Origin of the sequence: Nocardia sp. NPDC057227, from assembly GCF_042669725.1 — a bacterium.
GTDB classification, from domain to species: Bacteria; Actinomycetota; Actinomycetes; order Mycobacteriales; family Mycobacteriaceae; genus Nocardia; species Nocardia asteroides_A.
The window spans coordinates 1-26,987 of record NZ_JBHUXA010000013.1 but is presented as its reverse complement, the minus strand read 5'-3'; the positions used below and the strand labels follow the sequence as shown (position 1 = coordinate 26,987).

The following is a 26,987-nucleotide window of genomic DNA, read 5'->3' as shown; positions in this document are numbered from 1 at the left end:
GATGCGTCGGTGCGGGTGATGGGCGTCGATCCGGGGCTCACCCGGTGCGGGCTCAGCATGGTGCAGAGCGGCCGCGGCCGCACCGTCACCGCGCTGGATGTGGACGTGGTGCGCACCCCGCCCGAGCTCGACCTGGCCAACCGGCTGCTGCTGGTCGCCGATGCCGCCGAGCGGTGGATGGACACCCACCTCCCGGAGGCGGTCGCGGTCGAGCGGGTCTTCGCCCAGCACAACGTGCGCACCGCCATGGCCACCGCGCAGGCGGGCGGGGTGATCGCGCTGGCCGCCGCGCGGCGCGGCATCCCGGTCGCCTTCCACACCCCGAGCGAGGTCAAGGCCGCGGTCACCGGCAACGGCGCCGCGGACAAGGCGCAGGTCACCGCCATGGTCACCCGGATACTCGGGCTTCGGGTCGCACCGAAGCCGGCCGACGCCGCGGACGCGCTGGCGCTGGCCATCTGCCACTGCTGGCGGGCCCCCCTGCTGGACCGGATGGCGAAGGCCGAGCAGGCCGCCGCCGAGGCACAGCGCAAATACAAGGCGAGACTGGCCGAGCAACGGAAGGCGGTGCGGCCGTGATCGCGTCGGTGCGCGGCGAGGTACTGGAGATCGCGCTCGACCACGTGGTCATCGAGGCCGCGGGCGTCGGCTACCGGCTCAGCGCCACCCCGGCCACGCTCGCCGGGCTCACCCGCGGCGAGCAGGCCAGGCTCTACACCGCCATGATCGTCCGCGAGGACTCCATGACGCTGTTCGGCTTCGCCGACACCGAAGCGCGCGAGCTCTTCGGCCTGCTGCAGACGGTGAACGGGGTCGGCCCGCGGCTCGCCATGGCGGTGCTCGCGGTGCTGGAGCCGGAGGCGCTGCGCAAGGCGCTCGCCGAGGGCAACCTGACCACGCTCACCCGGGTGCCCGGCATCGGCAAGCGCGGCGCCGAGCGCATGATCGTCGAGCTCAGGGACAAGGTCGACGCCGTCCCGGTGCAGTCCGGCGGCACCGCGGCCGTCGCGGCGGGCCCCGTGCGCGACCAGGTGATCGAGGCGCTCACCGGCCTCGGCTTCCCGGCCAGGCAGGCCGAGCCCGCGGTCGACACCGTGCTCGCCGAGCAGCCGGGCGCCGGTACCTCGGCGGTGCTGCGCGCCGCGCTCTCGCTGCTCGGCAGGAACCGGTAGCCGATGGACGACACGGATTTCGCCGACGACGACTCCCCGGTCGCCGCGGTCGAGCAGCCATCCGACGGCGAGCTGGAGGCCGGGCTGCGACCGCGCTCGCTGGACGAGTTCATCGGCCAGCCCCGGGTCAGGGAGCAGCTGGCGCTGGTGCTGCGCGGCGCCAAGCAGCGCGGCGGTACCCCCGACCACGTGCTGCTCTCCGGCCCGCCCGGGCTCGGCAAGACCAGCATGGCCATGATCATCGCCGGCGAGCTCGGCACCGCACTGCGGGTCACCTCCGGCCCCGCGCTGGAGCGGGCGGGCGATCTCGCCGCCATGCTCAGCAACCTGGTCGACGGCGACGTGCTCTTCATCGACGAGATCCACCGCATCGCCCGCCCGGCGGAGGAGATGCTGTACCTCGCCATGGAGGACTTCCGGGTCGACGTCGTGGTCGGCAAGGGCCCCGGCGCCACCTCCATCCCGCTCGACATCGCGCCCTTCACCCTGGTCGGCGCCACCACCCGCTCCGGCTCGCTGACCGGGCCGCTGCGTGACCGCTTCGGCTTCACCGGCCACATGGACTTCTACGACCCCGACGAGCTGCTGCGCATCCTGGTGCGCTCGGCGCGGATCCTCGGCGTCGTCATCGACCCGGACGCCGCCGCCGAGATCGCCGGCCGCTCCAGGGGCACGCCGCGAATCGCCAACCGGCTGCTGCGCCGGGTGCGCGACTACGCCGAGGTGCGCGCCGACGGCCACGTCACGCTGGCGATCGCCCGGGCCGCGCTCGAGGTGTACGACGTGGACGGCCTCGGCCTGGACCGGCTGGACCGCGCGGTGCTCGGCGCGCTGGTGCGCGGCTTCAACGGCGGCCCGGTCGGCGTCTCCACGCTGGCCGTCGCGGTGGGGGAGGAGGCGGCCACCGTCGAGGAGGTGTGCGAGCCGTTCCTGGTCCGCGCCGGGCTGGTCGCCCGCACCCCGCGCGGCCGGGTCGCGACCACCGCGGCCTGGGCGCACCTCGGCCTGGTGCCGCCCGCTGGCGCGTTCAACGGCTCGCTCGAGGTGCGCGCGCACGAATCCCAGCAGACGCTCGACCTCTTCGACTGAGCGCCGCCCCGCGCGCGCGGTTAGAGTCGGTCGGATGACGGTCGTCCAGTCCGTGCTCGGTCGCATCCCGGAGCCGCACCGCAGCACCGTGCTCCGCCACCGCGAGCTGCTGAAATTCGCTGTCGTCGGCGCGATCACGTGGTTCATCGACACCGGCGTCGTCTACGCCCTGAAGCTCACCGTGCTCGGCGACAAGCCGCTCACCGCGCGGCTGCTCGGGGTGCTGATCGCGACGATCGCCTCCTACATCCTGAACCGCGAGTGGTCCTTCCGAACCAGGGGCGGCAGGCAGCGGCACCACGAGGCCGCGCTCTTCTTCGCGGTCAGCGCGCTCGGCATCGGCGTCACCCTGATCCCGCAGGCGATCTCGCTCTACGTGCTGGACCTGCGGGTTCCCTTCGTCGGGCCGGTCACCCAGGCGGTGGCGAACTTCGTCAGCGGGCAGCTCCTCGGGGTGCTGCTCGCCATGGCCTTCCGGTTCTGGGCGTTCCGCCGCTTCGTCTTCCCGGACGAACTGCAGGAGCCGGGGCTGCGCGCGGGGGAGCGCTAGCGGCGCTGCTCCAGCGCGGTGACCACCAGGTCGAGGAAGGCGTCGACCTCCTCGCGGCTGTAGCCGCGGGCGCCGAGCCGGGCACCGGTGAACCGCACCTCGCGCACGTCGGCGGCGGTCAGGGTGCCCGGCCCGGTGTGCGCGAGGGTGGTGGCGACCAGGTCGAGGAAGGCGTCCACCTCCTCCTCGTCGTAGCCGCGGCGGTCGAGCACGGCGCCGGTGAAGCGCACCCGGTGCACGTCGTCCGGGGTGAGGATGGCGCTGCCGCCGTTGCTGTGCGCGCGCTGCTCCGGCGCCGGGGGCCCGCCGTTCTGCCTGGACTCCAGCTCCAGCCGGATCCGGTCCAGGTACTCGTCCACCTGGTCGGTCTGGTAGCCGCGGCCGCCGAAGCGCGGGACCGGGAAGGTCACCCGGCGCACGTCGTCGGCGGTGAGCGCGCCCGCGCCCGCCAGGGTGGCGGCCACCGACTTCAGGAACTCGTCGACGCGGTCGGCGTGGTAACCGCGCTGCCCGAGCGGCGGCCGGTCGAAGTGCGCGCGGCCGACCTCGTCCGGGGTCATCCGCGGCGGAGCGGGGGCGCGTCCTGCCAACACCTGCGACTTCCTGATCGACCGGTTCATTCCGAACAACGTGTGAAACCCCCGCGAGAGTGGTGGACCCCGGAACACGATACCGAGGCGGCCGCTCCCGCGTCCTGGTTCAGCCGGGGTCGCCGGCACCTTCCCGGCGGACGCCGTCCACCAGCAGCCGCCGGATGGCCTCGGCGAGCGCGCGCACGTCGCCCTCCGGGTCGCGCAGCCCGTGCAGCACGGCCGCGAGCAGCATCCCGGTGACCGCCTTCGCGGTGTTCGCGGTGTCCAGGTCGGCGCGCAGGTAACCCCGGTCGACGCCGTGCTCCAGGTAGCCGGCGGTGAGCGCGTCGGCGGTGTCGAGCAGGCCGTACAGCCGGGCGGTGAGTTCGTCGTCGATGCCGGTGGCGTGGAAGAGCAGGAGCTGCGCCACCCGGCGGTCCTGCACCAGGATCACGGTCAGCGCGGCGCCGATCCGCTCGATCTGGGCCCGGTAGTCGTCCAGCGTCGCGGCCGCGTCCGGGGAGTTCTCGGTGGCCAGCGCCGTGACGATGCGCGCGGCGAGATCGTCGATGACGTGGTCGATGATCTCCCGCTTGTTGCTGAAGTAGCGGTAGAAGGTGCCGTGCCCGATGCCGAGCTCGGTGGCGATGTCGGCGATCCCGGTCGCGTGGTAGCCCTTCTCGGCGAAGCAGACGAACGCGGTGTCGATGATGTCGCGGCGCAGCTCCGCCTTGCGGCGGTCGGCCCGCGTCGATGGCTTCGTCACCCCGCCGATGATACGGTCGGCGTAGAGCGGAATGACATGTCATTCCGTGACGGACGGGTCACGAAGGAAGGTGTGGCGATGGCGCGGTACGACGCGATCGTGGTCGGTGCGGGGTTCGGCGGGATGGGCGCCGCCATCCAGCTGGATCGGCTCGGGCTGAGCGACTACGTGATCCTGGAGCGCGAGGCCGACCTCGGCGGCACCTGGCACGTGAACCGGTACCCCGGGCTCGCGGTCGACATCGCCTCGGTCACCTACTCGTACTCCTTCGAGCCGAATCCGTACTGGTCCCGGCTCTTCGCGCCGGGGGAGGAGCTGCGCCGCTACGCGCAGCACGTGGCCGAGCGGTACGGGCTGCGCCGCCGGATGCGCTTCGGCACCGCCGTCGAGCAGGCCCGCTGGGACGCCGATCAGCAGCACTGGGTGGTCGGCACCGAATCCGGCGAGCTGACCGCGCGCTTCCTGATCACCGCAACCGGCTTCCTCTCCCAGCCCTACACCCCGCCCTTCCCCGGCATCGACGGCTTCACCGGGCGGATCGTGCACACCACCGCCTGGCCGGACGACCTCGACCTGACCGGGCAGCGGGTCGGCGTCATCGGCACCGGCGCCACCGCGGTGCAGCTGGTCCCCGAGCTCGCCGACGTCGCCGCCGAGCTCACCGTCTTCCAGCGCACCCCGATCTGGGTCGTGCCCAAGGTCGACACCCCGATCCCGGCCGCGGTGCAGCGGCTCTTCGCCGCGCTGCCGGTGACGCAGCGGGCCGCGCGGCTGGCCAACACCTCCGTGCTGGAGGCGATCATGGTGGCGGGCGTACTGGAGTTCACCAGGGCCAAGGTGCTGAATCGGGGCGCCGGGCTGCTGGCGAAGGCGCACCTGCGCACCTCGGTGCGCGACCCGGAGACCAGGCGCGCGCTCACCCCCGGCTACGACTTCGGCTGCAAGCGCCCGACCTTCTCCAACCGCTACTTCCGGGTCTTCAACTCCCCGCACGTGCGGCTGGAGACCGGAAGCATCGCCGAGGTGACGCCCGGCGGCATCGCGCTCGCCGACGGCTCCGAGGTCGCGCTGGACACCCTGGTGCTCGCCACCGGCTTCGACCTGTGGCAGGCCAACTTCCCGGCCATCACGGTGCTCGGCCGGGACGGCGTCGACCTCGGCGCCTGGTGGCGGGCGAGCCGCTTCCAGGCCTACGAGGGCATCACCGTGCCGCGCTTCCCCAACTTCCTCAGCCTGAACAGCCCGTACTCCTACAGCGGGCTCTCGTACTTCACCACCGTCGAGGCGCAGATGAAGCACATGGGCAGGCTGCTCGGCGAGCTGGCCAAGCGCGGCGCGGCCACCTTCGAGGTCACCGAGCGCGCGAACGCGGAATTCCTGGACCGGGTGACCGAGCGGCTCGGCACCTCGGTCTTCTACGGCGGCGACTGCGGGTCGGCCCGCAGCTACTACTTCGACCCGCACGGGGAGGCCGCGCTGCTGCGCCCGACCAGCACGCTGAACGCGCACCGGGAGGCCGTGCGTTTCCCGCTGGACGACTACGTCTACGGTGGCGCGCCCGCCTGAGTGCGGGGCCGGTTCCGCCAACTGGCAGACTGTGTGGGTACCTGTCCACCCCACCCACGAACCAGGAACTGACGTCGACGATGGAACTGCTGTTTCCGCTGCTGCTGGTCGCTCTGCTCGTGCCGATGTTTCTCGGCGTCCGCCGCCAGAAGCGTGAGGCCGAGAAGGTCTCGGCGATGCAGAACGACCTGAAGATCGGGGATCGGGTGACCACCACCTCGGGGCTGTACGGCACCGTGGTCGAGGTCGACGAGACGACCGTCGATCTCGAGATCGCCGAGGAGGTCGTGACGACCTGGCTGCGCCAGGCCGTCCGCGAGGTCCGCACCGACGACGAGACCGCCGTCGAGGAGGCGAGCGCCGCCGACCCGGTCGTGCCCGCCGCGTCCGAGGTCGAGGCCGCCGCGCCGGCGAGCGCCGAGGAGACCCCTGGCCAGACCGAGACCCGGCTGACCAAGGACTGACCTCGTTCGTCAGGTTCACGCGGTCCGCGCCGCTGCCCGGCGCGGACAAGTCGGTGCGCCCGCCTCGGCGCGCCGGTTCCACTCGACTTCCGCTCTAGGAGATGACCCACTGTGCCTCCGTCACAGGGATCGGCGCATCCATGGCGACTGCTCGGCCTCTTCGTTGCCCTGCTCGCTCTGATCTACGCGCTGGTTTTCTTCACCGGGGACAAGTCCCCCACCCCGAAACTCGGCATCGACCTGCAGGGAGGCACGCGGGTCACGTTGACGGCGCGTACGCCGGACGGCAGCAGGCCGAGCCAGGACAGCCTGAAGCAGGCGCAGTCCATCATCGAGAACCGGGTGAACGGCCTCGGCGTCTCCGGCTCGGAGGTGGTGATCGACGGTGACACGATCGTGATCACCGTCCCGGGTGAGGACGGCCAGCAGGCCCGCACCCTGGCCACCACCGCCAAGCTCTACGTGCGCCCGGTGCTGACCGCGGTCCCGGCCGCGGGCCGCAACACCGCGCAGACCCCGGCCGCGCCCGCACCCGCGCCCGCTCCCGAAGGTGCCGCTCCGGCGCCCGCTCCGGACGGCGCCGCTCCCGCACCGGCCCCCGAGATCGCGCCCGCCCCGCAGCCGCGGCTCTTCCCGGCCCAGGTGCCGCCGGAGCCCGCGCCGCCGATCGAGCAGGTCCCGCCGGGCGAACCGGTGCCCGCGCCGCCCGCCGATCAGACCCCGACACCGACCCCCGAGCCCAGCCCGGGCAACCTGACCCCGGCCGAGCAGGCTCGCGCCGAGATCGCCGAGGCCAAGGCCACCAGGCAGAGCACCGACCAGGCCGTGCAGCAGCTGGCGCTCGCCACGCTCGACTGCACCGAGCCCGACCCGCTGCGCGGCAACGACGACCCGAACCTGCCGCTGGTCGCCTGCGCGAGCGACGGCACCGAGGTCTACCTGCTGGACAAGAGCCGGATCGACGGCCAGGACATCGCCGACGCCAGCTCCGGGCTGAACCAGCAGCAGGCGCGGCACGAGGTCTACCTGGAGTTCAAGTCCGGCGGCAGCGACGAGTGGGCCGCGCTCACCGGCGAGTACGTGCAGAAGCGGGTCGCCTTCGTGCTCGACTCGCAGGTGGTCTCGGCGCCGGTGGTGCAGCAGGGCCCGCAGCAGGGCGGCCGCACCCAGATCTCCGGCAACTTCACCGCGGCGTCGGCGAAGGAGCTGGCCAACACGCTGAAGTACGGCTCGCTCCCGCTCTCCTTCGAGACCTCGGAGGCGCAGACCGTCTCCGCGACGCTCGGCCTCGCCTCGCTGCGCGCGGGGCTGCTCGCCGGTGCGATCGGGCTCGCGGTCGTGCTGCTCTACTGCTTCGCCTACTACCGGATGCTCGGGCTGCTCACCGCGCTCTCGCTGATCGCCTCCGGCTTCGCGGTCTACGGCATCATGGTGCTGCTCGGCCGCTGGATCGGGTTCACCCTCGACCTGGCGGGCGTCGCCGGTCTGATCATCGGCATCGGCATGACCGCCGACTCGTTCGTCGTCTTCTTCGAGCGGATCAAGGACGAGATCAGGGAGGGCCGCAGCTTCCGCTCGGCGGTGCCGCGCGGCTGGCAGCGGGCCAAGCGCACGATCCTCTCCGGCAACGCGGTCAGCTTCATCGCCGCCGCGGTGCTCTACATCCTCGCCGCAGGCCAGGTGCGCGGCTTCGCCTTCACGCTCGGGCTGACCACCATCCTGGACGTGGTGGTGGTGTTCCTGGTGACGGCGCCGCTGGTGCTGCTCGCCTCGCGCACCGCGTTCTGGTCCAAGCCCGCGGTCAACGGCCTCGGCGCGATGCAGCAGGTCGCGCGGGAACACTCCGCGGCCCGCCCCGCACTCGGGAAGGCGTGAGCACCGTGACGAACAACGACACCGACCGCGCGAGCGGCTACTCGCTGGAGAACGGCACCAACGCCACCGAGGTCACGGACGTCTTCACGCCCGTGCAGCGGGCGCACGCGCGCGGCTTCTTCAGCAGGCTCTACACCGGCACCGGCGCCATCGACGTGATCGGCAACCGGCGCCGCTGGTACACGATCACCGCGGTGATCGTGCTGATCGCGCTGGCCAGCATGGCGATCCGCGGGTTCAACTTCGGCATCGATTTCGAGGGTGGCTCGCAGATCCAGTTCCCGGCCGGGTCGGCCACCACCGAGCAGGTCGAGCAGACCTACTCCGGCGCGCTCGGCTTCGACCCGGAGTCGGTGCAGACCGTCGGCACCGGCGGCTCGGCCACCGTGCTGATCCGCTCCGAGGCGCTGGACGCGACCCAGGTCGACCAGCTGAGCGCCGCGATCTACGAGCGGTTCCAGCCGCAGGACTCCGACGGCAGCCCGAGCCGGGCCTCGATCAGCGTCTCCGACGTCAGCGAGACCTGGGGCGGCCAGATCACCCGCAAGGCGCTGATCGCGCTCGCGGTGTTCCTGGTGGTCGTCTCGATCTACATCGCCATCCGCTTCGAGCGGGACATGGCGCTGGCCGCGCTCGCGGCGCTGGTCTTCGACGTTGCGGTGACCGCGGGCGTCTACTCGCTGGTCGGCTTCGAGGTCACCCCGGCCACCGTGATCGGCATCCTGACCATCCTCGGCTTCTCGCTCTACGACTCGGTGGTCGTGTTCGACAAGGTCGAGGAGAACACCAGGGGCATCCTGCACCTGAACCGCCGCACCTACGGCGAGCAGGCCAACCTGGCGGTCAACCAGACGCTCATGCGCTCGATCAACACCGCCCTGATCGGCATCCTGCCGATCGTCGGGCTGATGGTGATCGCGGTCTGGCTGCTCGGCGTCGGCACCCTCAAGGACCTGGCGCTGGTGCAGCTGGTCGGGCTGCTCGTCGGCACCTACTCCTCCATCTTCTTCGCGACGCCGCTGCTGGTCTCGCTCAAGGAGCGGTGGGGTCCGGTGGCCGCGCACACCAGAAAGGTGCAGGCCAAGCGGTCCGCGGCGGCCGCGGAGCGGGTCGGCGCCGCCGCCGAGCGGCGCGCGGGCACCGCGACGGCGCGCAGTGCCCAGGAGGCGGAGCCCCGGCGGGCCCGCGGCGCGGGCCAGGGCCCGCGGGCGGGTTCGCGCCCCAGCGGGAAGCGCAGCCGCCGGTAGCAGCGGCGGGGCCGCCGGGCCCCGGTGACATCGTTCGGGAACGAAGGGGTTTCGACGTTGCGACTTCCACGCCGCGGGCACCGGCCCGGGATCCGAGCGCGGCGGGTGGTCGCCGCGCTCACCGCCGCGATCGTCGCGGCCGGGCTCGGCGCCGGGTGCTCCAGCGAGAGCCAGGTGCCCTCCATCGGCTATGCCACCGACGCGGTGATCAGCAGCTACAACGGCGGGACGACGGTGGGGTGGGCCAGCGGCTCGCCCGCCGTCTTCGGCCGGGTGCTCACCGGGTTCTTCTACACCGGCCCGGACGGCCAGCAGGTGGCCGACACCGACGTCGGCACCGCCAAGGAGGTGCCGGGGGAGGCGCAGACCATCCAGTACCGGCTCAGCCCGGACGGCGTCTACTCCGACGGCATCGCCACCTCCTGCGACGACCTGGTCTTCACCTGGGCCGCGCGCAGCGGCCGGTTCACCTCCGGCGGCGCGCCGCTCTTCGACAGCGCGAGCACCGCCGGGTACGAGGACATCGAGCGGATCGACTGCGAGCCCGGCTCCAAGGACGCCACCGTCGTCTTCCGCCCCGGCCGCCGCTACGTGCCGTGGCGCACGCTCTTCGCCGCCGGTGAGCTCATGCCCGCGCACGTCGCCACCCAGGCCACCGGGGTGACCAACCTGATCGGCGCGGTGCGCACCGGCGAGCTGGTCGCGCTCGGCAAGCTCGCCGACTTCTGGAACACCGGCTGGACCATGACCCCCGGCGCGCTGGACGCGAGCCGCTTCCCCTCGGCAGGCCCCTACCGCATCGGCTCCTACAGCGAGAGCGAGGGGCTGGTGCTCGTCGCCAACGAGCGCTGGTGGGGCGCGAAGCCGGAGACCGGCCGGATCGTGGTGTGGCCCAAGGGAACCGACCTCGCCGCCAAGATCGGCGACAATGCCGTCGGGGTGATCGACATCGGCGCCGGCTCGGTGCCGGAGCTGCCGCTCGACGGCTTCTCCGCCAGCACCGTCCCCGGCCGCGGTGCCGAGCAGCTCGTGCTGAGCACCGGCGGGGTCTTCGCCGGGGTGCAGCCGCGCCGCGCGCTGGCCGCCTGCGTGCCGCGCAAGGCGCTCTTCGACACCCTCGGCTCGGTGCCGGAGCGGCCGGAGCGCGGGATCGGCTCCGCCATGCTGAACGCCCATATCGTGCAGCAGGATTCGCTGTTCTACGAGGCCGCCACCGGCGCCGCGCAGAAGTACGCGACGGTCGACCCGAACGTGAAGGCGGGCGAGCTGACCGTGCGGATCGGCTACCGGACACCGGACGCCCGCCGCGCCGCCACCGTCAGGGCCATCGCCGACTCCTGCCGCGCCGCGGGCATCACCGTCGTCGACGCGGGCGCCCCCGACTTCCAGCCCACCCGGCTGACCGAGGGCGCGGTGGACGCCGTGCTCGGCGGCACCGCCGCCGCCACCGGCCCGGCCGGGGCGAGCACCGAGGTGGCCGCCATGTCGGCGCTGCGCACCGGGAACGGCTCCAACGTCGGGCGGTTCGGCAACGGCCGCTTCGACGCGATCACCGACCAGCTCGCCGCCGACGACGCCTCGGCCGGCCAGCTCGGGCTGCTCACCGAGGCGGAGAACCTGCTCTGGTCCGAGCTGCCCAGCATCCCGCTCTTCGCCACGCCCCGGCTGATCGCCTTCGGCACCGGGCTGCGTAACGGCGTCGCCGGGCCGACCCAGGGCGGCACCGGCTGGAACATGGACCGCTGGCGGCTGACCCGGTGACCGAATCGGAGGGGACCCCGATGAGCGGGCACACGAAGGCCGCCGACGCGGTGCACCGGCTCACCCGCTGGCACGACGACTTCCCCACGCCCGGAGTGCGTTTCGCCGACCTCACCCCGGTCTTCGCGGACGCCGCCGGCTTCCGCGCGGTGCTCGACGGCCTCGCCGCCTGCGCCCCGGACGCCGACCTGATCGCCGGGGTGGACGCACGCGGCTTCCTGCTCGGCGCTGGGGTCGCGGCGAGCCTCGGCACCGGGGTGCTCGCCGTGCGCAAGGGCGGCAAGCTGCCGCCGCCGGTGGTCTCCCGCGAGTACACCCTGGAGTACGGCACCGCCGCGCTGGAGATCCCGGCCGACGGCGTGCGGCTGCGCGGCAGGCGGGTGCTGCTGCTCGACGACGTCCTCGCCACCGGCGGCACGCTCGCCGCGGCGGCGGAGCTCTTCGCCGAGGCGGGCGCCGAGGTGGTCGCGGCCGCCGTCGTGCTGGAGATCGGCTTTCTCGCCGGGCGGGCCAGGCAGGGCGGCTACCCGGTCACCGCCATCGTCACCGTCTAAAAGGAGTTGACCCCGGCGGTGGTGCCGGGGTTACCCTGAATCGTCTTGTTCCCGACGAAACGGAGCGGCTGTTGCTGATCTGAGGTCTCGCCCGGGCGGCCCGTATCTCGCGCGCCGCGTTCCGTCGCAGTCACCTCGGGAGCAACCGTGCCCACTCCTTCGTCTTCGCTGTCCCTGTCGGACGTCGCCTTCACCTGGCCCGACGGCACCCCCGTCTTCGACGGGCTGACCGCGACCCTCGCCCCCGGCCGCATCGGGGTGGTCGGCGCCAACGGCGCCGGGAAGTCCACGCTGCTGCGGCTCGTCGCGGGTGAACTCACCCCCGGCCGCGGCTCGATCACCCGCCCCGGCCCGCTCGGCTATCTGCGCCAGGATATCGGGCTCGGCACCGGCCTCCGGGTCGACCGGGTGCTCGGCATCGATGCCGTGCGCGCCGCGCTGCACCGGATCGAGGCGGGCGGGGGAACGCCCGCCGACTTCGACACCGTCGGCGCGGCCTGGGATGTCGAGGAGCGCGCGGTGGCGCTGCTCGCCCGGGTCGGCCTCGGCCACGTCGCCGACGGCCCGGCCGCGCTCGACCGCACCATCGGCACGCTCTCCGGCGGCGAGACGGTGCTGCTCGGCCTGGTCGCGGAGCTGCTCACCGAGCCGGCCGTGCTGCTGCTCGACGAGCCGACCAACAACCTGGACGGCGTCGCCAGGCAGCGCCTCGCCGCCGTGCTCGGCCAGTTCACCGGCATCGCGCTGGTGGTCAGCCACGACCGGGAGCTGCTCGACGGCATGGACGTCACCGCCGAGCTCTACCGGGGCGGGCTGCGGCTCTTCGGCGGCGGCTTCGGCGAGTACGAGCGGATCGTCGCGGCCGAGCAGGAGGCCGCGCTGGCCGCGGTCCGGGATGCCCGCGGCGACCTGCGGCGGCAGCGCCGCGAGCTGGTCGAGACCCGGATCAAGCTGGACCGCCGGGTGCGGTACGGCCGCATGCTCTCCGAGACCAAGCGGGCGCCGAAGATCATCGCCAACGAGAAGAAGCGCAGCCAGCAGGTCTCCGCGGGCAAGCTGCGCAATACCCACCTGGAAAGGCTGGACACCGCCCGCGACCAGCTGCGCGGCGCCGAGGAGGCGGTGCGCGACGACCGCGAGATCCGGATCGAGCTGCCGCGCACGCTGGTGCACCCCGGGCAGGAGGTGGTCGAGCTGACCGGTGCCGCGCTGCCCGGGGGTGTCTCGGTCGACCTGCGGGTGCACGGCCCCGAGCGGATCGCGGTGACCGGACGCAACGGGGTCGGCAAGACCACGCTGCTGCGCCGGATCGCCGAATCCGGGCCGAAGCTGCCGTGGAAGCTGCTGCCGCAGCGGCTCGACGTGCTCGACGACACCCGCTCGGTGTTCGAGAACGTGGCGGCCGCCGCGCCGCACGCGGAGGTCGAGGAGGTGCGGGCCCGGCTCGCCCGCTTCCTCTTCCGCGGCGCCGCCGCCGACGCGGCGGCGGGCACGCTCTCCGGTGGCGAACGGCTGCGCGCCGCGCTCGCCACCGTGCTGCTCGCCGACCCCGCCCCCCGGCTGCTGCTGCTCGACGAGCCGACCAACAACCTGGACCTGCCCAGCCTCGGGCACCTCACCCAGGCGCTGACCGGCTATCGGGGCGCGCTGGTCGTGGTCAGCCACGACCAGCGCTTCCTCGCCGCGCTCGGCCTCACCCGCGTGCTGCGCTGCACCGGCCCCGAGGTCGAGGACCTGCCGCTCACCTGACCCCGCCGGGTCGCCGAACCGTCGGCGACCCTTGCCGGATTGGATTTGGTCACCTACACTAAAACTACTTCACGGGAGGAGACGGACATGGGATACGGACACTGGGACGACACCGCCTACCGGGCGGCGGCCACCTTCCGCGCCCGGCGCGGCGAGGACGACTTCGGCTACACCGCCGAGGTGCGCGACAAGCCCTACGACAGCTGGCGGGCGCACCCGAGCCTGGAGCCGTTCGGGGTGCGGGCGCGCGAGTGCCGTGACTCCGACGAGCACGGCACCGCGCTGCCGATCGCGGTGCTCTTCGACGTCACCGGCTCGATGGGCCGGGTGCCGCGGATCATGCAGAACAAGCTGGGGCTGCTGCACGGCCTGCTGCGCAGCCGCGGCTACGCCGACGACCCGCAGCTGCTCTTCGGCGCCATCGGCGACGCCGACAGCGACCGGGTGCCGCTGCAGGTCGGCCAGTTCGAGTCGGACAACCGGATGGACGAGCAGCTGCGCTCGATCCTGCTGGAGGGCGGTGGCGGCGGCCAGAAGTCGGAGAGCTACGAGCTCGCCGCCTACTTCATGGCGACCCACGTCACCACCGACGCCTGGGACAAGCGCGGCAAGCGCGGCTACCTGTTCCTGATCGGTGACGAGCTGAACAAGCCGCGGCTGGCGAGCAGGCACATCCGCGCGGTGATCGGCGACAGCGTGCGGCAGGACGTCTCGGTGGAGTCGATCTACCGGGAGCTGGCCGAGCGCTGGCACGTCTACTTCATCCTGCCCGACCAGTCCAGCTACTTCCACGATCCGGAGATCGCGGAGCACTGGCGCGGGCTGCTCGGGCAGAACTTCCTGAAGCTGGACGACCCGGCCGCGGTCTGCGAGCTCATCGCGCTCACCATCGGGCTCGGCGAGGACCGGGTCGACCTCGCCACCGGCCTCGCCGACCTGCGCGATGTCGGCGCCACCGGGGCCGACGCGGTCGCCCGCACGCTGGGGGAGCGCAAGGCGCTGCCCGGGAAGCGGACGGCGTGAACCGACGTGGCGGCGCCGTCCCCGGTGCGCACGTGATCGTGGTCGACCTCGGCTTCGGGGACGCGGGCAAGGGGGCGACGGTCGACTGGCTGTGCTCCCCGGCGGCGGGGCTCGGCCCCGCCGCCGTCGTCCGGTTCAACGGCGGGGCGCAGGCCGCGCACACCGTCGTCGCCGACGCGCGCACGCACACCTTCGCGCAGTTCGGGTCGGGCACCCTCGCCGGGGTGCCGACGCTGCTCTCCCGGCACGTGCTGGTGGAGCCGATCGCGCTCGCCGCCGAGGCCGAGGCGCTCGCCGCGCTCGGCGTGCCCGACCCGCTCGGGCTGCTCGCCGTCGACGGCCGGGCGCTGCTCACCACCCCGATCCACATCGCCGCGAACCGGGCGCGGGAGCGGGCCCGCGGCGCAGGCAGGCACGGCTCCTGCGGTCGCGGGATCGGCGAGACCGCCTCCTACGCACTGGAACACCCGGCCCCGACGGTCGCCGACTGCGCGCACCCGGACCGGCTGCGGGCGCTGCTCACCGCGCTGGCCGCGCACTACGCGCCGCTGCTCGACGGCAGCGGCTTCGGCTACGAACCGGTGGACGAGCTGGTCGGCATGTACCGGGAGTTCGCCGCCGCCGTCCGCATCGTCGGCGACGGCGAGCTCGCCCGGCTGGCCCGGCGCGGGCCGCTGGTGTTCGAGGGCGCACAGGGGGTGCTGCTCGACGAGTGGCGCGGGTTCCACCCGCACACCACCTGGTCGACGGTCGAGCCGAGCAATGCCCGCGCGCTGCTGGCAGGCATCGGCGCCACCGGCACCGTGCTCGGCGTCACCAGGAGCTACCAGACCCGGCACGGGGACGGCCCGTTCCCCACCGAGGACGCGGCGCTCGACCTCCCCGAGCCGCACAACGGCACCGGCCCCTACCAGGGCGCGTTCCGCCGCGGGCACCTCGATCTGGTGCTGCTGCGCTACGCGCTCGCGGTGTGCGGCGGGGTCGACGGGCTGGTCGTCAACCATCTCGACGTCCCCGGCCAGCTCCGCGTGGCGACGGCCTACCGCACCCCGGGCGGGATCATCCGCCGCCTGCCCGTCGGGCCCGTCAGGGACCTGGCCCACCAGGAGTCCCTCACCGAGCTCCTGCGCTCCGCCACACCGCAATTGGCGGATCTCCCCGCCGACATCCCCGCCTACCTGGAGCGCGAACTGGGTACCCCCGTGTTGCTCACCGGTAACGGCCCCGCCCGGTCCGACCGCCGCCCCACCCCTGCCACTCGCGCGGCCTGAGCGCGGCCGCGCGAGAATATCCCAATGCAGTCGGTCGTATCGGTGGATGTGGTGACGCTGCGGTTCTGGGGGGAGGACCGGGGCATCCGGCTCGGGGTCGCGCCGCGTGGGCACGCGCCGTTCGCCGGTGAGCTCGCACTGCCCGGCGTCCTGCTCGGCCGCGGCGAACGCCTGGTCGCCGCCGCGCACCGCGCCCTGGTCACCAAACTCGGCGCCCCCGAACCCGCCATCGCCGCCATCGGGCAGCTGGTCACCTTCGACGAACCCAGCCGCGACCCGCGCGGCCCCACCCTCTCCATCGCCATGTGGGCGGTGCTCAGCCCGCACGACAGCCCCGCCGACTGGGTCTCCTTCGACAGCGTCCCGCCGCTCGCCTTCGACCACAACGCCATCGTCGGCACCGCCCGCACCCTCCTCACCGGCCTGCTCTGGAAAGACCCCGCCTTCACCCGCGCCCTGCTCGGCCCCCAGTTCCCCGCCACCCGCGCCGTCGAACTGGCCACCTCCGTGCACGGCACCCGCCCGGACCCCGCCAACTTGAACCGGACCCTCGCGAGCGTCCCCGGGTTGAATCGAACCGAGGAGCGGCGCAGAGTGAAGGCGACCGGTCGCCCGGCCGCGGTCTGGGCTTTCGACGACGATGATCAGCCCTCGCAGCCTTTGCACGCAGGCGGGACGGTAACGCCTGATCGGGACTAAAGTGGGAATCTCCTCGGGGCACCGGGGGGATCAGAGAGGCGGTGGCATGACTCAGCATCTGGACGAGGTGAACGCCGGGAACTCGGCGGACGAACCCCGCCCCGAGCCCGAGCAGGCCGCCGCGACCCCCGAGGCGTCTCCCACGCCCCCGCGCAGCGGCTCGGCCGCGGTACCCACCTCCGCGTCGCGGCGGGTTCGGGCCCGGCTGGCCCGGCGGATGACCGGGCAGCGCGGCATCGCGGCGGTGAAGCCGGTGCTGGAGCCGCTGGCGACGGTGCACCGCGAGCTGTACCCCAAGGGCGACCTGGTGCTGCTGCAGCGCGCCTTCGACGTGGCCGACGAGCGGCACAAGCACCAGTTCCGCAAGTCCGGCGACCCGTACATCACGCACCCGCTCGCGGTCGCGAACATCCTGGCCGAGCTCGGCATGGACACCGTCACCCTGACCGCGGCGCTGCTGCACGACACGGTGGAGGACACCGGCTACTCGGTGGAGCAGCTCACCGCCGACTTCGGCCGCGAGGTCGCGCACCTGGTGGACGGCGTCACCAAGCTGGACAAGGTGAACCTGGGCGCGGCCGCCGAGGCCGAGACCATCCGCAAGATGATCATCGCCATGGCCCGCGACCCCCGGGTGCTGGTGATCAAGGTCGCCGACCGGCTGCACAACATGCGCACCATGCGCTTCCTTCCGCCGGAGAAGCAGGCGAAGAAGGCGCGCGAGACGCTCGAGGTGATCGCCCCGCTGGCGCACCGGCTCGGCATGGCCACGGTGAAGTGGGAGCTGGAGGACCTCGCCTTCGCGATCCTGCACCCGAAGAAGTACGACGAGATCGTCCGCCTGGTCGCCGACCGCGCCCCCTCGCGCGACACCTACCTGGCCCGGGTGCGCGCGCTGATCGTGAACAACCTGACCGATTCCCGGATCAACGCGGTGGTCGAGGGCAGGCCGAAGCACTACTGGTCGATCTACCAGAAGATGATCGTCAAGGGTAAGGACTTCGACGACATCCACGACCTGGTCGGCATCCGCATCCTGTGCGAGGAGATCCGCGACTGCTACGCCGCGGTCGGCGTGGTGCACTCGCTGTGGCAGCCGATGGCCGGCCGGTTCAAGGACTACATCGCGCAGCCGCGCTACGGCGTCTACCAGTCGCTGCACACCACCGTGGTCGGCCCGGACGGGAAGCCGCTCGAGGTGCAGATCCGCACGCACGAGATGCACCGGACCGCCGAGTTCGGCATCGCCGCGCACTGGCGGTACAAGGAGACCAAGGGCAAGCACACCGTCGACTCCACCGAGGTCGACGAGATGTCCTGGATGCGCCAGCTGCTTGACTGGCAGCGCGAGGCCGCGGACCCGGCCGAGTTCCTGGAGTCGCTGCGCTTCGACCTGAAGTCGCCGGAGATCTTCGTCTTCACCCCCAAGGGCGACGTGATCACGCTGCCGCAGAAGTCGACCCCGATCGATTTCGCCTACGCGGTGCACACCGAGGTCGGGCACAAGTGCATCGGCGCCAGGGTGAACGGCAGGCTGGTCGCGCTGGAGCGGCAGCTGGAGAACGGTGAGGTCGTCGAGATCTTCACCTCGAAGGCGCAGAACGCGGGCCCGAGCCGGGACTGGCAGAACTTCGTCGTCTCGCCGCGCGCCAAGGCCAAGATCCGGCAGTGGTTCGCCAAGGAGCGCCGCGAGGAGGCGCTGGAGACCGGCAAGGAGCAGATCTCCAAGGAGGTCAAGCGCTCCGGGCTGCCGCTGCAGCGGCTGATGAGCGCGGACGCCATGGGCTCGCTGGCCAAGGAGCTGCACTACGACGACGTCTCCGCGCTCTACACCGCGGTGGGCGAGCACCAGGTCTCCGCCCAGCACGTCGTGCAGCGGCTGATGGCCCAGCTCGGCGGCATCGGCGATGTGGAGAACGAGCTCGCCGAGCGCTCCACCCCCTCCAGCACCCCGTCCAGGCAGCGCGTCACCGGCGACGCGGGCGTCCTCATCCCCGGTGCGACGAACACGGTCGCCAAGCTCGCCAAGTGCTGCACCCCCGTCCCCGGCGACGCGATCCTCGGCTTCGTGACCAGGGGCGGCTCGGTCAGCGTGCACCGCACCGACTGCACCAACGCCGAATCCCTGCAGGCCCAGCAGGAGCGCATCATCGCGGTCGAGTGGGCCCCCTCGCCCTCCTCGGTCTTCCTGGTGGCCATCCAGATCGAGGCCCTCGACCGCACCCGCCTCCTCTCCGACGTCACCAAGGTCCTCGCCGACGAGAAGGTGAATATCCTCTCGGCCTCCGTCACCACCCACGGCGACCGGGTCGCCATCAGCAAGTTCACCTTCGAAATGGGCGACCCCAAACACCTCGGCCACGTCCTCAACGTCGTCCGCAACGTAGAGGGCGTCTACGACGTCTACCGAGTAACCTCGGCCGCGTAATCCGGCACAGGCAGTGCTGGGGCAGTGGTTCGATCTTGCGGCGCGACACGAACAGCGATCTGTTTGCCCGCAATTAGCCCCACAACGGCGGTGACGGTGGTAACTTCCTCCCCGCGGCCGTTCCCTGCCGCGCGGCGCACCCGGCGCCACGCGTGGAAATCGGAAACTTGCGGTGTGCCGCCGAGCGATTGCCGTCGATGTGTCGTGGACACCACGGTGTCCTGCGGAATGTTTCCGCCGCGCCCGCAGTCATAGCCGGAATCTGTTACGGTCTATTGCGTTTCGAAGCGTCCTGTTGGCTCGGCGATACGGACTGATTGCGAACCGCTATGGCAACGTACACGGGAAGAATCTCGGGAATGCTCGTCGCGTTCGCCGTCGCTGTGGCGACCGCGACCACGGGCACCGCCGCCGCGCAGCCACCTGCCGGGCCATCCACGGAGCTGGAGATCGCGTCGTGTCCCGCGCTGTACGCGCTCGGGATCCAGGGCACCGGTGAGTCCTCGCCGGACGCCGCGCCGAGCACCGACACCGGCATGCTCTCCACCGTCTTCCGGCCGCTGCTGGCAAAGGCGAGCGATCCGGGGCTGGTCGACCGCGCCTATGTGCCGTACGAGGCGGGTTTCGGCGGCGCCGTCGGCGGCCAGCAGGCGCCGTACTCGGAGTCCATCACCGGCGGGCTGGTCCGGCTGCGCACCATGGCCAAGCAGGTCGCCGATCGCTGCGGCGAGACCCGTTTCGCGATCGTCGGGTACTCGCAGGGCGCGCACGTCGCCTCGATGTTCGCGCAGGAGGTCGGGCAGGGGCACGGCGTGCTGGCCGCCGACAAGGTCGCGGCCGTCGCGCTCTTCGGTGACCCCACCCGCAATCCGGGCGCCCCGCTCTTCCCCGGCGCACCGGGCAAGGCCGCCCCGGACGCCGCCCCCGGCGTCTCCGGCGACGAGATCGCGAGCATCGCCGCGCTGCCGCAGGCGCCTGCCACCGGCGGCGGCATCGGCCCCGAGCGGGACCGGGCGGCCAATTTCGGCTCGCTCACCGGCCGGGTCGCGAGCTTCTGTGCCGCAGGCGATCTCGCCTGCGACGCCCCCGAGGGCGCGCCGATCCTCAAGGCGGTGGCCAATATCGCCGGCCAGGCCAAGCTGAGCGGCGGCGACCCGATCGCCTCGCTGGTCTCCATCTCGCAGGCGCTGGCCTTCACCTCGATCAAGACCGCCACCAGGGTGGTGAACGAGGACGTCTCCGGCACCTCGCTCGCGAATCTCTCGATCGCGCCGAAGCAGTCGATCTCGCAGCGGCTGGCCGAGGCCTCCGACCCGCGCACCCCGGTCGATCTGAACGGCGCCTTCAAGGCCATGCTCAAGGTCGGCATGATCGGGCTGAACGCTGTGGTCACCGTCGTGAAGACGGTGCTCAACCCGACCGCGATCGCCGAACTCGCGACGGCCGCGCTGAGCAACCCGCCCGCCGCGCTGCTCCTGCTCGGCACCAAGCTGCTCGGCGCGATCCCGCAGCTGATTCCGCCGACCACGGTCTCCCGCCTGGTGACCCAGGCCTTCGAGGCGGTGGTGCAGAACATCACCGACAACCGTGAGCTGCTGAACGTCACCACCTGGGTCCGCTACTGGGACACGGTGCAGCGGCACGGCGCCTACGGCAACGCGTCCGTCTCGGCCAACGGCGACGCGCCGACCCAGTTCGTGGCGGACTGGCTCGCGGCGACGGCGCACGACATCCACGCGACCATCGGCAGCGGCGGGAAGCCGTCCGGAGCGGCCCCGAAGGTACCGACCGGATTCTTCGACGGCAGCTCCGGCGCGTCTCCGACACCGGCTCCGTCGGGTACGGGACAATTCCCCTTCGGGAGTGGAGTCGACGGCGCCTCCTCCGGAGGCTCGGTGCCGTCGGCGCCCCCCGCCGACCGACCCGATTCCGCAGGCAACGCCTATCCGTTCTCCAGGAACTGAACGCCGAGAAGGGCCGATTGATGCCGCAGCACGCGCCCCGATCAGCGGGAATGGGGGAATGTTGAAGTCGTACAAACAACTGTCGCGATGGTACGGGGCGCTGGAGCCGGAGGCCGCGGCCGCCGCGCCGGAGCATCCGGCAGCCCCCGATCCCGACCCCGACGCCGCGCCGCCGGGCACACCGCTCCTCTCGGTAGACCCGGCCGACGCCGTCGAGGGGCGTCGGACGAACCCGGAGCAGACGCCCGCCGCGGAGCCGCGGATCGTGCTGGACAAGGGGGCCGACCGCGCGCAGCCCGGCGCGTCCGACGAGCCGCCGAGCGTGGCGGAGGTCGTCGAGCCGGAGGTCATCGAGCCGGTCCTCGTCGAGCCACCGGCGGAACCGGTGGTCATCGCACCCGTCGGCGGCGAACCGGAGATCGCGGAGGCCGCGGCCGAGCCGCCACCCCCGGTGATCGATGCCGAGGTGGTCCAGGTCGACACCGGAACCACCGCGACCACCCCGCTGGACGAGATCGACGACGAACTCAAGTTCCCCTGGGAGCGCGAGGCCGAGGAAGCGGCGGCCGCCGAAGCCGCCGCCGTCCCGCGGCTGCGCCCGCAACCGCCGGACCCGCTGGACGCCGCCGACCTGTTCGCCGACGCCGACCTCGGCGGCGACACCGTCACCCCGATCGACGCGCACCGCGGCGAGCGCGAGCAGTGGCAGGGCGACGACCGCTTCGACAACTACGTGCCCAGCGACGTCACCGCGCAGCGCAGCGAATTCGTCGGCGGCTGGTCGGACTGGGTCGGTGCGGGCCCGCCCCCGGCCGCCGCGCCCGGCCGGGACGACGACGGCACGGTGCGCACCCTGCCCGGCCCGCTCGCGGTGCGCGCGCAGGCCCCGCAGGCGGAGGGCAAGCGCCGCCGCGCCTTCGTCGTGCTCGGCGTCGCGGTGCTGCTGCTGGTGCTGGCCGCCTTCGGCGTGGTCTACCTGCTCGGCTCCGGCGCCGACCGCACCGGCTCGGCCCCGGTCGTCCCCTCCGCCATGCAGTTCAGCAGCGCGGGCGGCCCGGCCGCCGAGTGCCAGGCGAGCCGCACCCCGACCGAGGTGCGCGGCGCGGGCCGGGGCGGGGCCATGTCCGGGCCGGACGCCATCCTCGCCTTCCAGTACGCGTACTACGTGGATCGCAGCGGCGCCTCCGCGCGGCAGCTGGTCGCGCCTGCGGCGGCGGTCTCGCCTGCCGAGGTGATCCAGCGCGGAATCGACTCCATCCCGGCCGGAACCACGCACTGCGTGCGGATCACCGGGGTGGGCGACAATCGGTATTCGGTCGAGGTCACCGAACAGCGGCCGGGTGGAGTCCCCGCGACCTACAGCAGGCAGACGGTCACCACCGCGGAGATCGGCGGCCGCACCCTGATCACGGGCATCGCGGCCGGGTAGAGGAGAGCAGTAGCGATGGGAGAGGACAGGAGTTCCCGGGCCGACCGGCAGCGACCGATCCTGGTGGTCGGGGGCTGTGGCGGCGCGGGCACGACGACGACGGTGCTCGGGCTCGCGGGTGCGCGGGCCGCGGGCGGCACCCCGACGGTGGCGGTCGACGCCACCGCCGCGGGCGGCGATCTGGCGCTGCGCGGCGCCGACGAACACCTGCACCCGATCAGCCTGCAGTCGTGGCTCTACGGCCGCGGCGACGACGAGCCCGCCCCGCTCAAGGAGTGCCTGTCCCGGGCCTCCTCCGGGATCGGGCTGCTCTGGCGGGACGAGGCCCCGCTGCGCCGCCGCGCGACGTATCTGACCGTGGCACGGGCGGTTTCGCAGGCCGGCTTCACCGCGGTCTACGACGGCGGAAGCCCGATCGCCGCGCGCCAGCTGCGCCCGCTGCTCGACGACGCCGAGATCGCGCTGGTCCTGGCGATCCCGTCGCGCACCGACGCCGCCAACCGGCTGCGGGTGACGCTGGAGTGGCTGGACGACCAGTTCGGCGCCGCCGACGAGGGGCCGGGCGGCGGCATCGTCGGCGACACCACCATCGTGGTCTCGCACCAGCTCCCGGATTCGGATTCCCGGGTGGCCGAGCACCTGCGCGAGCACCTGGCCGGCTGGGTGCACGAGATCCGCGAGATCCCGTACGACCCGCACCTGGCCCGCGGCGAGCTGGTGCAGCACGGCGAGCTGGCCGAGACCACCCGTGCGGCCTACGACGAGCTACTGCGCAGCGTGGCATCATGACGGCGGCCATGAAACTTCCGCGCCGCTCCGCTCCGGAGCCGGGAACGGCGGGCGTGATCGCGCCGCCGGAGTCCCGGCGTGCTCCCATCTGGCAGCGTCCGGTGCCCGGAATCGGGCGCGCGCCGCTGGTCTGGGTGCTGGGTGTACACGGGGGCGCCGGAGCCAGTACGCTCGCGCATGTGCTTGCGCCAGTGGCGGATTCGAGCCGCCGCTGGCCCGGCGTCTTCGAGCGTGAATCGCCGTTCGTCGTCCTCGTCGCCAGGGAGACCATCCCCGGGCTGACCCGTGCGCACGATCTGCTCCGCCAGCACCTCTCCGGTTACGCAGGCCGCGCCGATGTGCTCGGCCTGGTCACCGTCGCCGCCCGCCCCGGCAGGCTGCCCGCCGAGATCCGCAGGTACCGCGATGTGGTCGGCTCGCTGGCCGGCCAGCTCTGGCAGGTGCCGTGGGTCGAGGAGTGGACCCTGGTCGAGCCGGAGAAGCTGCCGGTGTGGACACCGGGAGACGTGCAGCTGCCGCGCAAGCGGCGGATCGATCCGCTCGACGAGGTGCCGCCGGAGATCCACCGGCTCGGCTCCGAGATCGTCGCGGCGGCCCGCTCCGCCCTGCGCGAATCCAGCTACGACGCCGACGAGCGGATGTTCGAGGAGTGAACGCCGTGTCGAACCACGTCATCTCCGCTTCGAGAAAGGTATCCGGATGAGCGCGCTGCTGCTGGCCGTACAGGACGCGGGCATTGTCCTTGCCCAGGTCGGCAACCCGACACCAGAGGCGCCGCCCGGATCCGAGAAGATCCTCCAGCTGGTCCGCTACCTCACCTGGTTCGTGCTGCTCGCCGGGATCGTCGCGATCATCTACGCGGGCGGCAAGTTCGCCTGGGAGCGGTGGACCGGCGGCGGCCTGGAGTCGCCGAAGATGGTGGCGGGCGCCATGATCGGCGGCGTCGTCGCGACCAGCGCGGGCACCATCATGAACGCCGTCATCGGGACGTGAGGTCGGCCGTGCTCGCCTACAAACAGATGCCTGCCGACGTGCTGGAGCCGCTGATGCAGCTGCTGAACTGGCTGCTCTGGTTCGTGCTGCTGGTCTGCCTGGCCTGGATGATCCTGTCCGCGGGGCGGCTCTGGATGGCCTTCAAGTCCGACCTGGCCGTGAACGACGCCTCCTTCGGCGTGCTCATGAGCCTGCTCGGCGCGATCGTGGCCAGCACCGCCTCCGGCATCGCACTCGCGTTCCTGCCTGCGTGACGCCGACGGTCAGGGGGAGCTCCAGCATCATGAATCGAATCCAGAGACCCGGTGCGGGCGCGGTCGGCGTCGCGCTGCTGCTCGCCGCGACCACCGCCTGCGGCGGCGGTGGCTCCGGTGAGTCCGGCCCCGACCTGAACGCCGCCCCGAGTAATGTGCGCTGGCAGTCCTTCCAGGGCGTCGCGCTGCCGCACGCCGACCAGGGGCCGCGCTCCGGCGCGGACGGCGCGGCGACCGGCTTCGACCACTCGCCGCCCGGCGCGGCGGTGGCCGCCATCGTGCACACCGTCCGGCTCTCCATCGCGCCGGACGGGCAGTGGTCGCAGGTGGTGAACCGGGAGGTCGTGCCCGGCCCCGCGCGCGACGAGTGGGCGATCAACCGGGTGCAGCTCTCGATCACCGGCCCGGCCGCGGCCGAGTACGCGCCGCGGGTGCTGGGGTACCGGGTGACCGGCTACACCGACGAGCGCTCCACGGTCGACGTCTACACCGAGTACTCGGACTCCTCGCGCGCCGTCACACACACCACCGTCGAGTGGTTCGACGAGGACTGGCGGCTGCGGCTGCCCGACCCGGAGTCGACCGTGCGCCCGGTGGACGCGGTGGACCAGGTGCCCGCGGAGCTCGTGAAGCTGGAGGCCCCGAAGTGAGCAGGCGGGGGGAGGTGCCGTGAGCGGCAAGGATTCCGCGGCGCCGCGGGAGCGCGTCTCCTTCGGCGTCATCGCCTCCGGCGCGGTGCTGGCGCTGATCCTGATCGTCGGCTTCGTCGTCTACCTGAACCGGGGTGACGCCGACGCCACCGTGGCGCTGCCACCGGCCGCGAACACCGGGACCGGAACGGGTTTCGCCTCCCCGGAAGCGGACTTCCTCGGCCGCCGGGTGGACATCCCGAACAACTCCGCGGGGCAGCCGCTGCCGCAGGACACGAGCAAGCAGCGCAAGCCGGGCGACCCGGCCTGGCTCACCGCCGCCCCGATCGGGACCACCGCGCCGCAGGGCTGGCAGCGGGTCTACGGCGCCTCGGTGCCGTTCTCCACCTCGGACGGCCCGGCGCGGATCGAGAACGGCCTCGCGGTCGGCTACGCGCACACCCCGCAGGGCGCCGCGCTGGCCGCCGCGCAGATCACCTACCGGCTGAACGCGCGCCCGGCCAACCGCGACCTGTACGTCACCCAGGTGCGGGTCTCGCCGCAGCAGCTCTCCGCGTACGAGAACGCGCTGGCCGCGGACAAACTGCCGGAGCAGCAGCCGGAGCGGGTCACCCGCTACCTGGTGGCCCCGGATGCCTTCAAGATCGACGACTACGCCGACGACCTGGCGATCGTGCGGCTCGCCGCCCGCGGCCCGGTCGTCGACGGCAAGCAGCTGTGGGCCGCCGTCCGGCTCGTGGTGGTGTGGGACGCGGGCGACTGGCGGCTCAAGCCGACCTCGTCGACCAACTCGCAGACCGAGTACCTCGAGACGCTCGAGGGGTGGACCCGATGGTGACCAGGCACTACATCGAGGGGTGGATGCCATGCTACGGCGGATAATCACGATTCTCGCGGTCGTCTTCACGGTGACGATGGCGACGCCGATGATCGCCTACGGCCAGACCTACGGCTTCGACGAGGCGTGCAACGAGCTGCACGACACCCTCGACAGCGTCGGCATTCCCGGCGTCTCGCTGGGTGACGCGGCCTCGGCGGTGTGCAAGGCGGGCAATGCCGCCTCGCATCCGACCGATGCCGCGACCGCCGTCAAGGACAAGGCGTGGGACTCCACCTTCGGCAAGGTGGTCGACTCGCTGATGAACGGCCTCGGCGAGGCCATCGTGCTGTCGCTGACCTTCTGGATGCGGGTGCCGAACGAGGCGGCGAGCGACTCCGGGTCGCTCTTCACCAAGATCAACGAGTACACGTACCAGATCCAGATATTGCTGCTCATAGCCTCGGTGATCCTCTCCGGCGCGCGGCTGGCCGCGGCCAGACGCGGGGCCGCCGTGAGCGAGGCGGCCGAGTCCTTCCGGATGTTCGCCCGGGTGGTGTTCAGCTCCTGGATGCTCGGCGCGGTGATCGTGGCGGGTACCCAGGCGTCGGATCGTTTCGCGGACTGGCTCATCCAGGACGCCACCAACGGCAACGCCAAGGACATGGCCGAGCTGATGGTGAAGACCAGCAAGCTGCAGGCGTTCTCGCCGGGGCTGGTGCTGATCATCGCCATCGTCGGGCTGCTCGGCGCGCTGGCGCAGATCGTGCTCGCCATCGTCAGGCAGGGGCTGCTGATCATCGCGGCGGGGGTGCTTCCGCTGGCCGCGGCGTCGTCCGGGATGGACCTCGGCAAGTCCTCGTACCAAAAACTGGTCGGCTGGATCATCGCCTTCATGCTCTACAAACCGGTGGCCGCCATCGTCTACATGATCGCCTTCACCACCGCAGGGCACGTGGACGGCCTCACCCCGACCGGCGGGCTGCCGGAGGGCGAGGAGGCGCAGCGCATGCTGGTCGCCATCGTGCTGCTCTGCTCGGTCGCCTTCGTGCTGCCCGCGCTCATGCGGCTGGTGACCCCCGCGGTCGCCATCGTCGGCAGCGGCGGCTCCGGCCTCACCGCGACCGGCGGCACGCTGGTCGCGGCGGCCGCGCTCGGCGCCATGGGTACCAAGGCGGTCGGCACCCGCACCGCCGCCGCGCCCGGCCGGGCCGGCTACGTCAGCGGCAGCGGCACCGGGCCGCGGCCGCCGGGTGGCGCGGGCGGGATGCGGCCGTCGCCGCGCCCGACCCCGCCGCGCGGTGG

General features: G+C 72.5%; 26 protein-coding genes. 24 read left to right on the top strand and 2 right to left on the bottom strand.

Annotated features, from left to right (window positions below; translation table 11 throughout):
* Positions 1-9: 9 nt before the first annotated feature.
* The 4 genes from ruvC to ACFUJ1_RS19185 are packed head-to-tail and all read left to right on the top strand — an operon-like array spanning position 10 to position 2,811.
* On the top strand, positions 10-579 hold the full coding sequence (gene ruvC, locus ACFUJ1_RS19200) for a crossover junction endodeoxyribonuclease RuvC (RefSeq protein WP_378647362.1): 570 nt from the start codon (positions 10-12) through the stop codon (positions 577-579).
* The gene (gene ruvA / locus ACFUJ1_RS19195) at positions 576-1,172 is read left to right on the top strand and encodes a Holliday junction branch migration protein RuvA (protein ID WP_378647360.1); all 597 of its coding nucleotides are present in this window, start codon (positions 576-578) and stop codon (positions 1,170-1,172) included. Before ruvC ends, ruvA begins: the two co-directional genes overlap by 4 nt.
* Before the next feature lie 3 nt (positions 1,173-1,175).
* Entirely contained in the window at positions 1,176-2,261 is a 1,086-nt protein-coding gene (gene ruvB, locus ACFUJ1_RS19190) for a Holliday junction branch migration DNA helicase RuvB (protein WP_378647358.1), read from the top strand.
* A gap of 34 nt (positions 2,262-2,295) precedes the next feature.
* Positions 2,296-2,811 carry a GtrA family protein gene (locus ACFUJ1_RS19185; protein ID WP_378647355.1) on the top strand — a complete coding sequence of 172 codons (516 nt, stop codon included), beginning with the start codon at positions 2,296-2,298 and terminating at the stop codon, positions 2,809-2,811.
* Here the strand turns inward: ACFUJ1_RS19185 and ACFUJ1_RS19180 are convergent.
* Positions 2,808-3,404 (bottom strand): DivIVA domain-containing protein, encoded by a 597-nt coding sequence (locus ACFUJ1_RS19180; protein WP_378647353.1) that lies wholly within the window; start codon positions 3,402-3,404, stop codon positions 2,808-2,810. The two genes, ACFUJ1_RS19185 and ACFUJ1_RS19180, sit on opposite strands and share 4 nt — an antisense overlap.
* Before the next feature lie 106 nt (positions 3,405-3,510).
* Positions 3,511-4,149, bottom strand: coding sequence for a TetR/AcrR family transcriptional regulator (locus ACFUJ1_RS19175; protein WP_378647351.1), 639 nt, complete (start codon positions 4,147-4,149; stop codon positions 3,511-3,513).
* A gap of 78 nt (positions 4,150-4,227) precedes the next feature.
* On the opposite strand from ACFUJ1_RS19175, the gene ACFUJ1_RS19170 reads away from it, so the two are divergent.
* From ACFUJ1_RS19170 to ACFUJ1_RS19075, 20 genes are all read left to right on the top strand, one after another.
* On the top strand, positions 4,228-5,715 hold the full coding sequence (locus ACFUJ1_RS19170) for a flavin-containing monooxygenase (RefSeq protein ID WP_378647350.1): 1,488 nt from the start codon (positions 4,228-4,230) through the stop codon (positions 5,713-5,715).
* Between the two features lie 80 nt (positions 5,716-5,795).
* On the top strand, positions 5,796-6,179 hold the full coding sequence (gene yajC / locus ACFUJ1_RS19165) for a preprotein translocase subunit YajC (RefSeq protein ID WP_378647349.1): 384 nt from the start codon (positions 5,796-5,798) through the stop codon (positions 6,177-6,179).
* Between the two features lie 111 nt (positions 6,180-6,290).
* Positions 6,291-8,054: a protein translocase subunit SecD gene (secD, locus tag ACFUJ1_RS19160; RefSeq protein WP_378647348.1), complete on the top strand. Its 1,764-nt coding sequence runs from the start codon at positions 6,291-6,293 to the stop codon at positions 8,052-8,054.
* 5 nt (positions 8,055-8,059) lie between these two features.
* Positions 8,060-9,301: a protein translocase subunit SecF gene (gene secF, locus ACFUJ1_RS19155; RefSeq protein ID WP_378647631.1), complete on the top strand. Its 1,242-nt coding sequence runs from the start codon at positions 8,060-8,062 to the stop codon at positions 9,299-9,301.
* 57 nt (positions 9,302-9,358) lie between these two features.
* A complete protein-coding gene (locus ACFUJ1_RS19150; RefSeq protein WP_378647347.1) occupies positions 9,359-11,062 on the top strand; it encodes an ABC transporter substrate-binding protein in 1,704 nt (567 codons plus the stop codon).
* A gap of 20 nt (positions 11,063-11,082) precedes the next feature.
* Positions 11,083-11,616 carry an adenine phosphoribosyltransferase gene (locus ACFUJ1_RS19145; protein WP_378647345.1) on the top strand — a complete coding sequence of 178 codons (534 nt, stop codon included), beginning with the start codon at positions 11,083-11,085 and terminating at the stop codon, positions 11,614-11,616.
* Positions 11,617-11,763: 147 nt separating this feature from the next.
* Positions 11,764-13,365, top strand: coding sequence for an ATP-binding cassette domain-containing protein (locus ACFUJ1_RS19140; RefSeq protein WP_378647342.1), 1,602 nt, complete (start codon positions 11,764-11,766; stop codon positions 13,363-13,365).
* An 87-nt stretch (positions 13,366-13,452) separates the two neighbouring features.
* On the top strand, positions 13,453-14,388 hold the full coding sequence (locus ACFUJ1_RS19135; RefSeq protein WP_378647340.1) for a hypothetical protein: 936 nt from the start codon (positions 13,453-13,455) through the stop codon (positions 14,386-14,388).
* Positions 14,385-15,659 (top strand): adenylosuccinate synthetase, encoded by a 1,275-nt coding sequence (locus ACFUJ1_RS19130; protein ID WP_378647338.1) that lies wholly within the window; start codon positions 14,385-14,387, stop codon positions 15,657-15,659. Before ACFUJ1_RS19135 ends, ACFUJ1_RS19130 begins: the two co-directional genes overlap by 4 nt.
* Before the next feature lie 24 nt (positions 15,660-15,683).
* The gene (locus ACFUJ1_RS19125) at positions 15,684-16,358 is read left to right on the top strand and encodes an NUDIX hydrolase (RefSeq protein ID WP_378647336.1); all 675 of its coding nucleotides are present in this window, start codon (positions 15,684-15,686) and stop codon (positions 16,356-16,358) included.
* 46 nt (positions 16,359-16,404) lie between these two features.
* Positions 16,405-18,786, top strand: a complete 2,382-nt coding sequence (locus ACFUJ1_RS19120; RefSeq protein ID WP_378647334.1) for a RelA/SpoT family protein — start codon at positions 16,405-16,407, stop codon at positions 18,784-18,786.
* Between the two features lie 359 nt (positions 18,787-19,145).
* Entirely contained in the window at positions 19,146-20,750 is a 1,605-nt protein-coding gene (locus ACFUJ1_RS19115) for a cutinase family protein (protein WP_378647332.1), read from the top strand.
* A 58-nt stretch (positions 20,751-20,808) separates the two neighbouring features.
* Positions 20,809-22,179 (top strand): hypothetical protein, encoded by a 1,371-nt coding sequence (locus ACFUJ1_RS19110; protein ID WP_378647330.1) that lies wholly within the window; start codon positions 20,809-20,811, stop codon positions 22,177-22,179.
* A 15-nt stretch (positions 22,180-22,194) separates the two neighbouring features.
* The gene (locus ACFUJ1_RS19105) at positions 22,195-22,968 is read left to right on the top strand and encodes a hypothetical protein (RefSeq protein ID WP_378647328.1); all 774 of its coding nucleotides are present in this window, start codon (positions 22,195-22,197) and stop codon (positions 22,966-22,968) included.
* The gene (locus ACFUJ1_RS19100) at positions 22,965-23,621 is read left to right on the top strand and encodes a hypothetical protein (RefSeq protein WP_378612750.1); all 657 of its coding nucleotides are present in this window, start codon (positions 22,965-22,967) and stop codon (positions 23,619-23,621) included. The genes ACFUJ1_RS19105 and ACFUJ1_RS19100 overlap by 4 nt, the downstream gene beginning before the upstream one ends.
* 46 nt (positions 23,622-23,667) lie before the next feature.
* Positions 23,668-23,961, top strand: a complete 294-nt coding sequence (locus ACFUJ1_RS19095; RefSeq protein WP_233019332.1) for a hypothetical protein — start codon at positions 23,668-23,670, stop codon at positions 23,959-23,961.
* On the top strand, positions 23,958-24,215 hold the full coding sequence (locus ACFUJ1_RS19090; RefSeq protein ID WP_378612749.1) for a hypothetical protein: 258 nt from the start codon (positions 23,958-23,960) through the stop codon (positions 24,213-24,215). Before ACFUJ1_RS19095 ends, ACFUJ1_RS19090 begins: the two co-directional genes overlap by 4 nt.
* A 29-nt stretch (positions 24,216-24,244) precedes the next feature.
* Positions 24,245-24,865 carry a hypothetical protein gene (locus ACFUJ1_RS19085; RefSeq protein ID WP_378647325.1) on the top strand — a complete coding sequence of 207 codons (621 nt, stop codon included), beginning with the start codon at positions 24,245-24,247 and terminating at the stop codon, positions 24,863-24,865.
* Positions 24,866-24,884: 19 nt separating this feature from the next.
* A complete protein-coding gene (locus tag ACFUJ1_RS19080; protein ID WP_378647324.1) occupies positions 24,885-25,703 on the top strand; it encodes a hypothetical protein in 819 nt (272 codons plus the stop codon).
* A 28-nt stretch (positions 25,704-25,731) separates the two neighbouring features.
* Positions 25,732-26,987 (top strand): hypothetical protein (locus ACFUJ1_RS19075; protein WP_378647323.1); only part of this gene is annotated, 1,256 nt, incomplete at its 3' end.